Raw genomic sequence first — 6,631 nt, forward strand, 5'->3', positions numbered from 1 at the left:
TGCCTTCAACTGGTCTGCGGTCGAGGCCGAGGGAGACGGGCATGATATGGCGATCGCGTGAGCCGCGCTATGACGTGGCCTCTGGGATAAGCCAGGGGGCACGGGACTATCAGGAAGACGCGATCACGGCGGATTTCCCGGTCGGGGCCGAGGCGGGCTTTGTCGTCCTGGCCGACGGGATGGGGGGTCATGCGGCGGGTGATGTCGCCAGCAAGATCGTTCTGACCGAGGTTTTCAGCGAGCTGAAGTTCCACTTTGCCGATGTCGCAGCGTTCGAGGCGAAGGCGCCCGAGATCCTGCGCAACGTGGCCGATCTGGCGAACGAGACCTTGCGCCAGCACACCCGCAGCCACCCCGAGACCGAGGGGATGGGGGCGACGCTGGTCGTGCCCGCGCTGGTGGAGAACCGGCTTTACTGGATCTCGGTGGGCGATTCGCCGTTGTTCCTGTTCCGGTCGGGCAAGCTGAGCCAGCTGAACGAGGACCATTCGATGGCGCCGCAGATCGACTTCATGGTGAAGTCGGGGCTGATGGACCCTGAGATCGGGGCGAACCATCCGGACCGCAACTGCCTGATCTCGGTGCTGATGGGGACGCGGATCCCGAAGATCGACTGCCCGGTGAAGCCCTTGGAGCTGCGGGCAGGCGACATCGTGGTCTGTTCCTCGGACGGGCTGCAGTTCCTGACCAACGCGCAGATCGAGCGTGTGCTGCAGCGCTACCGCAAGACCCGCTCGACCGAGATCGCGGAACGGCTTCTGGACGAGCTCGGCAAGCTTGGCGATCCCGACCAGGACAACATCAGCTTCACCATCATCAAGGTCAACGATGCGTCCGTGCGGGATAAGACCGATGATAAGCCAAGACGCTCTGCCGTCGTCCAAAGGCCGAAACGACTGACGACCGTCGCGCCCGAGCATCTGCTGATCCCCCTGCCAAAGCCGACCACGCCAGAGGCCGCAGAGACCCCCGAGACCGATAGCGCCGCTCCGCCCGCTCCGCTGGTTCTTTCGGCAGACCAGGCGCCAGAGCCCGCGGCCGAAACTCCGGAACCGGTGCAGGAGCCGGAACCGGAGCCGGCTGAAGAGGGGCGGACGGTGGTGCCCCGGCGGTTTGCCGCGCTGGGCTAGCGCGGCCCTGCTCGCGTCAGCTGTCCCGCGCCTTCAGGCGCGGAACATTGTCATGATCTGCTCCGAAGGTTTCTTGCGTTTGGCGACGGCAGGCACTGTCGCGTTTTCGGCCGGATAGCCCACCGGAAGGATCATCACCGGCTTTTCATGCTCGGGTCGTCCGCAGAGGGGGCCAAGGAACTTCATCGGGTTCGGCGTGTGTTCCAGGCACACAAGCCCTGCATGGTGGATCGCCGTGATCAGCATCCCCGTGGCGATACCGACGCTTTCGGGCACATAGTAATTCTTGTAGCGCACCCCATCCTCGGTCATCCCGTAGCGCTGCGCGAAGACGACGATCAGCCACGGCGCATCGGTCAGATGGGGCTTCAAGACACCCGTGCCAATCGGCTCCAGCGCCGCCAGCCATTCGTCACCCGCGGCCCCTGAATAGAACGCGCGCTCCTCTTCTTCGGCCCCTTCCCGGATGCGCGCCTTCATCGCGGGGTCCGAGATTGCGACGAAATGCCAGGGCTGGTGGTTCGCACCCGAGGGCGCCGTTCCCGCGGCCGCAATGCAGGCGGCGATCACCGCCTCTGGCACCGGGCGTGTCGCGTAGTCGCGAACCGAGTGGCGCTTGCGCATGAAGGCCAGGAACTGCTCGACTGCCGCAAGCGACCCGGCCTCGTCCAGCTGCACCCTGTCCGGCAGCGGCAGCGGCTGGTAGCTGACTTCACCCTTGCGGTACATCACCCGCCCCCGATCAATACCCCTGCGGCAAAGACCAGAGCACCACCCAGAACCACCTGCAAGGCCGCGCGGAGGAAGGGGGTCTCCATGTAGCGGTTCTGGATCCAGGCAATCGCCCAAAGCTCGACGAAGACCACGGCGAAGGCGATTGTCGTGGCGGTCCAGAAATCGGGGATCAGATAGGGCAGGGCATGCCCCATTCCGCCGATCGTGGTCATGACACCCGAAGCGAGCCCCCGCTTCCAGGGCGAGCCGCGGCCCGACAGGACGCCATCGTCATGCGCGGCTTCGGTGAAGCCCATCGAGATGCCGGCCCCGACTGAAGCTGCCGAGCCGACGAGGAAGGTCGTCCAGGTACTCTGCGTTGCGAAGGCGGTGGCGAAGATCGGCGCCAGCGTCGAGACCGAGCCATCCATCAACCCCGCAAGACCCGGCTGCACCCAGGTCAGAACGAACTGCCGCTTGGCGACCTGGTCCTCCCGTGCCCGCGCATCGGGCGGAAGATGGGTCGCTTCAAGCCCTTCGGCATGGCGTTCGTGGCCCGCCTCGGCGGCGGCAAGGTCGCCCAGCAGCTTGCGCGTGGCCGCGTCTGCGGTGCGGGCGGCTGCCCGGACATAGAAGTCCTGCGCGGCCTTCTCCATCGCCCCGGCCTCGCCCCGGATCGTGTCCAGCGACAGGGTTTGCGACAGCCAGAGCGGGCGGCGCGCATAGAAGCCCGCCACATGCTCGCGCCGGATCAGCGGGATCACCTCGCCGAACCGCGTGCGGTGCAGGTCGATCAGGCGCTGGCGGTGGCCGTCTTCCTCGGACGCCATGCCGTCGAAGACCGCGGCCGAGGCCGGGTAGACCCCCCGCAGCTGTTCCGCGAAACTGCGATAGATGCGCGCGTCGTCCTCCTCTGACGAGATCGCGAGGGCCAGAACCTCTTGCTCGGATAGATCGGAAAAGCGGCGGCGGAAGGTCAGGGAAGACAGCATGGCATCACCGTTTTTGGAATGATTCTAATCTAATTCGACATGCGACGGGCGCAATCCCAGAATCTGAACTATCAAGTTCACTTTGCGCTTGCGAATCTGAACTCCACGGTTTAGATACGAATCTGAACTTTGTAGTTCAAAATGGAGATTAGAATGAAACACGCTGTTCTTGCCCTTGTCGCCGGCCTTGCCCTTGCCGCCCCGGTTGCGGCGCAGTCGATGTCGACCCTTCTTCCTGTCCTGACCTTCCCCACGGACGACGTGACCACCGGGACCAAGGGCTGCGACGCCAATCCCGCCGCGCCGACCTGCCAACTGCAGGAGTGACGGAAGCCGCCACTTTGCTTGCCGCGCCGGACCTCGATGTTCTATGGTCCTCTCAAGGGGGACCGATGAACGTCATTGCCGATCAGGGGGTCCGGCGCGGCCGGAAATTCGACCAGGTGCTTGAAGGGGCGCGCAAAATCTTCATGCGCGACGGGTTCGAGCGTGCCTCGGTCGACGATATCGCGCGCGAGGCCGGGGTCTCGAAGGCCACGATCTACGCCTATTTCCCCGACAAGCAGCTTCTGTTCCTTGAGGTCGCGCGCTGCGAATGCCACCGCCAGACCGAGGCCGCCGAGGCCATGGTTGAAGGCGATGTCCCCGTCCGGGTCGCGCTTACCGTCGCGGCCGAACGAATCGTCGCCTTTCAGCTCTCGGACTTCGGCCAGCGCATGTACCGCATCGTCGTCGGCGAGGGTGAGCGGTTTCCGGGCCTCGGGCGGCAGTTCTACGACTTCGGACCGGGTCTCATCCACGAACGGCTGGCCCACCATCTGCGCTGCTACGTCGAGAGCGGCCAGCTTCAGATCGACGACGTCGACCTTGCGGCCGACCAGTTCGCCCAGCTTTGCAAGGCAACGATCCACGAAAAGCTGATCTTCGGCATGGCCGAAACGATCACGCCCGAGCTTACCCACCGCAGCGTGCACGGTGCGGTCGACATGTTCATGGCGCGGTATGGGGTGAAGGCTTAGACCTTCAGGCGGAGCTTTGCGTCCGGCCCCCGCGCGTCGCAGTCGTAAAGATGGGGGCGGGCCAGCAGGTAGGCGCGCCAGGACTTTTCCTCCAGATCGCTGATCTTGATCTGGTGAAGGGCATGCATGCGCCCGCCAAGGTTGCTGATCGGAAAAGCCCCCGCCTCGCCTTCTTCTTGGACAAGCTCCTCGATAGTTGCATCCAGGTCGGAGGGGGCAGGCAGGTCTTCGTTGGCCAGGGCCTCGTCTTCCACGCCCGCGATCTTGAGTTCGATGAACGACGAGCAGGACTGCCGGAAGTTCTCGGGTGCCTTCTTTTCGCCGATGCCGATCACGCGGACCGACCGTTCCCGCAGATGCGTCGCCAGATGCGCGAAATCGCGATCAGAGGTGGCAAGGACCAGAACTTCCGCCTTTGCGTCCAGAAGAAAGCTCATCGCCTCGACCGACATCAGAAGATCGGTTGCGTTCTTTCCGCTGCCCGAATGAATCGGGCGGATGCCGGGGGCTTTGCTCCAACCGCCAAGCTTGGCGACGTTGCCATAAACGCGACGGATCGCGACCTCGCCGAAGTGCTGCGCCTTCAGGACGATCTGGCCTGCGGCAGAGGGCGGGATGTTCTCGCCGTCGATCAGCAGGGCGACGCGGGGTTTGGAACTGGGTGCGGGCGAAAGGTCCACGGAAAAGCTCGATCAGCAAATGCGACCACTAAAGCTTGTCCGGGAAATACGTCGCTTTGAAGGCGCCTATCCGTTCTCGCGCAGCACCGTCCCCGCAAGATAAAGCGATCCACAGATCAGCACCCGCGCCTCGGGCGAGGTTGCGGCAATCCCGGCCAGCGCTTCGCCAACCGACGGGGCAGTTACCGCGTCGATCCCCGTTGTACGGGCCGCGTCGCGTGTGACTTCAGCCGGAAGGGTGTTCTTCTCACCGGGAATCGAGACCGCGTGAAGGCGTGTCACCTGGGGCGCAAGCGGCATCATGTAGCCTGTCACGTCCTTTGTGTTGAGCATCCCGCAGATCAGGTGCGTCTCGCGCCTGGGCATGCGGGCCAGAGTTGCCGCAATCGCCTCACCCCCGGCCGGGTTGTGACCGCCGTCAAGCCAGAGCTCCACCTTCGGTGCTGCATCAACCAGCGGACCATGGCGTAGACGCTGCATCCGGGCGGGCCAGAACGCGTGGGTGACGGCAGCCTCACAAGCCGCCTCGTCGCGGCCAAGATGGCGCAGGGCGGCAATCGCGGCGCCAGCGTTCTGGATCTGATGGGGCCCCGGAAGGTTCGGTAGGGGCAGGTCGAGAAGCCCGTTTTCGTCCTGAAAAACCAGACGTCCCCGGTCCTCGAACGCATGCCAGTGCTGGCCGTGGGCAAGGACGGGCGCACCCATGCGGGCGGCCTTGGCCTCGATCACCTGCAGCCCATCGTCCATCTGCGGCCCGACGATCACCGGCACGCCGCGCTTGATGATCCCCGCCTTCTCGCCCGCGATCGCGGCCACCGTGTCGCCGAGGTAGGCCTGATGGTCCAGGCTCACCGGCGTGATGATCGTCAGGCGCGGATGGTCGATCACGTTCGTCGCATCAAGCCGCCCGCCAAGACCAACCTCCAGCAGCGTCCAGTCCGCAGGACTACGCGCGAACGCCAGGAAGGCCGCAGCGGTAGTGATCTCGAAGAAAGTGACCGCGTCCGGCCCGTTCGCGGTCACCGCTTCGTCCAGAAAGGCGGTAAGTGCGGGCTCGGAAATCAACTCGCCCGCCAGCCGGATCCGCTCATGAAACCGCGCCAGATGCGGCGAGGTGTAGGCATGGACACGGTCGCCACCCGCCTCCAGCCCCGCTCGGATCATCGCCTGAGTCGAGCCCTTGCCATTGGTTCCAGCGATATGGATCACCGGCGGGATGGATCGCTCGGGGTTGCCAAGCGCGGCCAACAGCCGTTCGATGCGCGCCAGCGTCAGGTCAATGACCTTCGGGTGCAGCGTCATCATCCGTTCCAGGATGACGTCGGAACCTGATGTCACTGAGCAGCTTCCGCCGGTTCCGGGGCGTTCGGTTCCACCGGCGAGGGCAGGTCACCCTTGATCGCCGGCGGCTGGCCGGTAAGCATCCGGACCAGGGTCACCAGCTCATCCTTCATCGCCTTCCGGTGGATCACGCGGTCCAGCATCCCGTGGTCCAGCAGGTACTCGGCCCGCTGAAAGCCTTCCGGCAGCTTTTCCCGGATCGTCTGCTCGATCACCCGCGCGCCGGCAAAGCCGATCTGCGCATTCGGCTCGGCGATCTGCACGTCGCCCAGCATCGCGTAGCTGGCGGTCACGCCCCCGGTCGTCGGATGCGTCAGCACCACGATGTACGGAAGCCCCGCCTCTTTCAGCATCTGCACCGCCACGGTCGTGCGCGGCATCTGCATCAGGGACAGCATCCCTTCCTGCATCCGCGCCCCGCCCGAAGCCGAGAACAGCACCAGCGGCCGCTTCAGCATCACCGCCCGTTCGGCCGCCGCGATGATCGCGTTGCCGACATACATGCCCATCGACCCGGCCATGAAGCTGAAGTCCTGCGCCGCCGCGACGATCGGCGTCCGGTTGATCTCACCTTCGGCAACCAGCATCGCGTCTTTCTCGCCGCTGGCTTTCTGGGCCGCCTTGATCCGGTCGGTGTACTTCTTCTGGTCGCGGAAATGCAGCGGGTCGACCGCCGCCTCGGGCACCTTCACTTCGGTGTAGATGCCGCCATCGAACAGCGCATCAAACCGCTCACGCGGGCTGATCGCCATGTG

At 64.9% G+C, this 6,631-nt stretch carries 8 protein-coding genes; 3 read left to right on the forward strand and 5 right to left on the reverse strand.

Annotated features, from left to right (window positions below; genetic code table 11):
• Positions 1–41: 41 nt before the first annotated feature.
• Complete coding sequence (locus tag ACRCSW_RS10505; protein WP_438704872.1) at positions 42–1,130, forward strand: PP2C family protein-serine/threonine phosphatase; 1,089 nt, start codon at positions 42–44, stop codon at positions 1,128–1,130.
• A gap of 33 nt (positions 1,131–1,163) precedes the next feature.
• Here ACRCSW_RS10505 and ACRCSW_RS10510 read toward each other — a convergent pair whose 3' ends face one another.
• Positions 1,164–1,859, reverse strand: coding sequence for a nitroreductase family protein (locus tag ACRCSW_RS10510; protein WP_438704874.1), 696 nt, complete (start codon positions 1,857–1,859; stop codon positions 1,164–1,166).
• Positions 1,859–2,836: an iron exporter MbfA gene (gene mbfA / locus ACRCSW_RS10515; protein ID WP_438704875.1), complete on the reverse strand. Its 978-nt coding sequence runs from the start codon at positions 2,834–2,836 to the stop codon at positions 1,859–1,861. Before mbfA ends, ACRCSW_RS10510 begins: the two co-directional genes overlap by 1 nt.
• Positions 2,837–2,989: 153 nt before the next feature.
• On the opposite strand from mbfA, the gene ACRCSW_RS10520 reads away from it, so the two are divergent.
• Both ACRCSW_RS10520 and ACRCSW_RS10525 read left to right on the forward strand, forming a co-directional pair.
• Positions 2,990–3,163, forward strand: a complete 174-nt coding sequence (locus ACRCSW_RS10520; RefSeq protein ID WP_438704876.1) for a hypothetical protein — start codon at positions 2,990–2,992, stop codon at positions 3,161–3,163.
• A 65-nt stretch (positions 3,164–3,228) separates the two neighbouring features.
• The gene (locus ACRCSW_RS10525) at positions 3,229–3,855 is read left to right on the forward strand and encodes a TetR/AcrR family transcriptional regulator (protein WP_438704878.1); all 627 of its coding nucleotides are present in this window, start codon (positions 3,229–3,231) and stop codon (positions 3,853–3,855) included.
• On the opposite strand, the gene ACRCSW_RS10530 is transcribed toward ACRCSW_RS10525, so the two are convergent.
• From ACRCSW_RS10530 to ACRCSW_RS10540, 3 genes are all read right to left on the reverse strand, one after another.
• Positions 3,852–4,535, reverse strand: a complete 684-nt coding sequence (locus tag ACRCSW_RS10530) for an NYN domain-containing protein (protein ID WP_438704880.1) — start codon at positions 4,533–4,535, stop codon at positions 3,852–3,854. The genes ACRCSW_RS10525 and ACRCSW_RS10530 overlap by 4 nt on opposite strands.
• Before the next feature lie 66 nt (positions 4,536–4,601).
• A complete protein-coding gene (locus tag ACRCSW_RS10535; RefSeq protein ID WP_438704883.1) occupies positions 4,602–5,840 on the reverse strand; it encodes a bifunctional folylpolyglutamate synthase/dihydrofolate synthase in 1,239 nt (412 codons plus the stop codon).
• A 29-nt stretch (positions 5,841–5,869) separates the two neighbouring features.
• Positions 5,870–6,631 (reverse strand): acetyl-CoA carboxylase carboxyltransferase subunit beta (locus tag ACRCSW_RS10540; RefSeq protein ID WP_438704882.1); only part of this gene is annotated, 762 nt, incomplete at its 5' end.

The sequence above is a fragment of the Tabrizicola sp. genome, assembly GCF_051645465.1.
Lineage (GTDB): Bacteria > Pseudomonadota > Alphaproteobacteria > Rhodobacterales > Rhodobacteraceae > Tabrizicola.

Bases quoted from the DNA above. Each gene is read 5' to 3' on its own strand.
- ACRCSW_RS10535 (WP_438704883.1), bottom strand. From the start codon at position 5,840: ATGATGACGCTGCACCCGAAGGTCATTGACCTGACGCTGGCGCGCATC.
- mbfA (WP_438704875.1), bottom strand. From the start codon at position 2,836: ATGCTGTCTTCCCTGACCTTCCGCCGCCGCTTTTCCGATCTATCCGAG.
- ACRCSW_RS10510 (WP_438704874.1), bottom strand. From the start codon at position 1,859: ATGTACCGCAAGGGTGAAGTCAGCTACCAGCCGCTGCCGCTGCCGGAC.
- ACRCSW_RS10505 (WP_438704872.1), top strand. From the start codon at position 42: ATGATATGGCGATCGCGTGAGCCGCGCTATGACGTGGCCTCTGGGATA.
- ACRCSW_RS10520 (WP_438704876.1), top strand. From the start codon at position 2,990: ATGAAACACGCTGTTCTTGCCCTTGTCGCCGGCCTTGCCCTTGCCGCC.
- ACRCSW_RS10525 (WP_438704878.1), top strand. From the start codon at position 3,229: ATGAACGTCATTGCCGATCAGGGGGTCCGGCGCGGCCGGAAATTCGAC.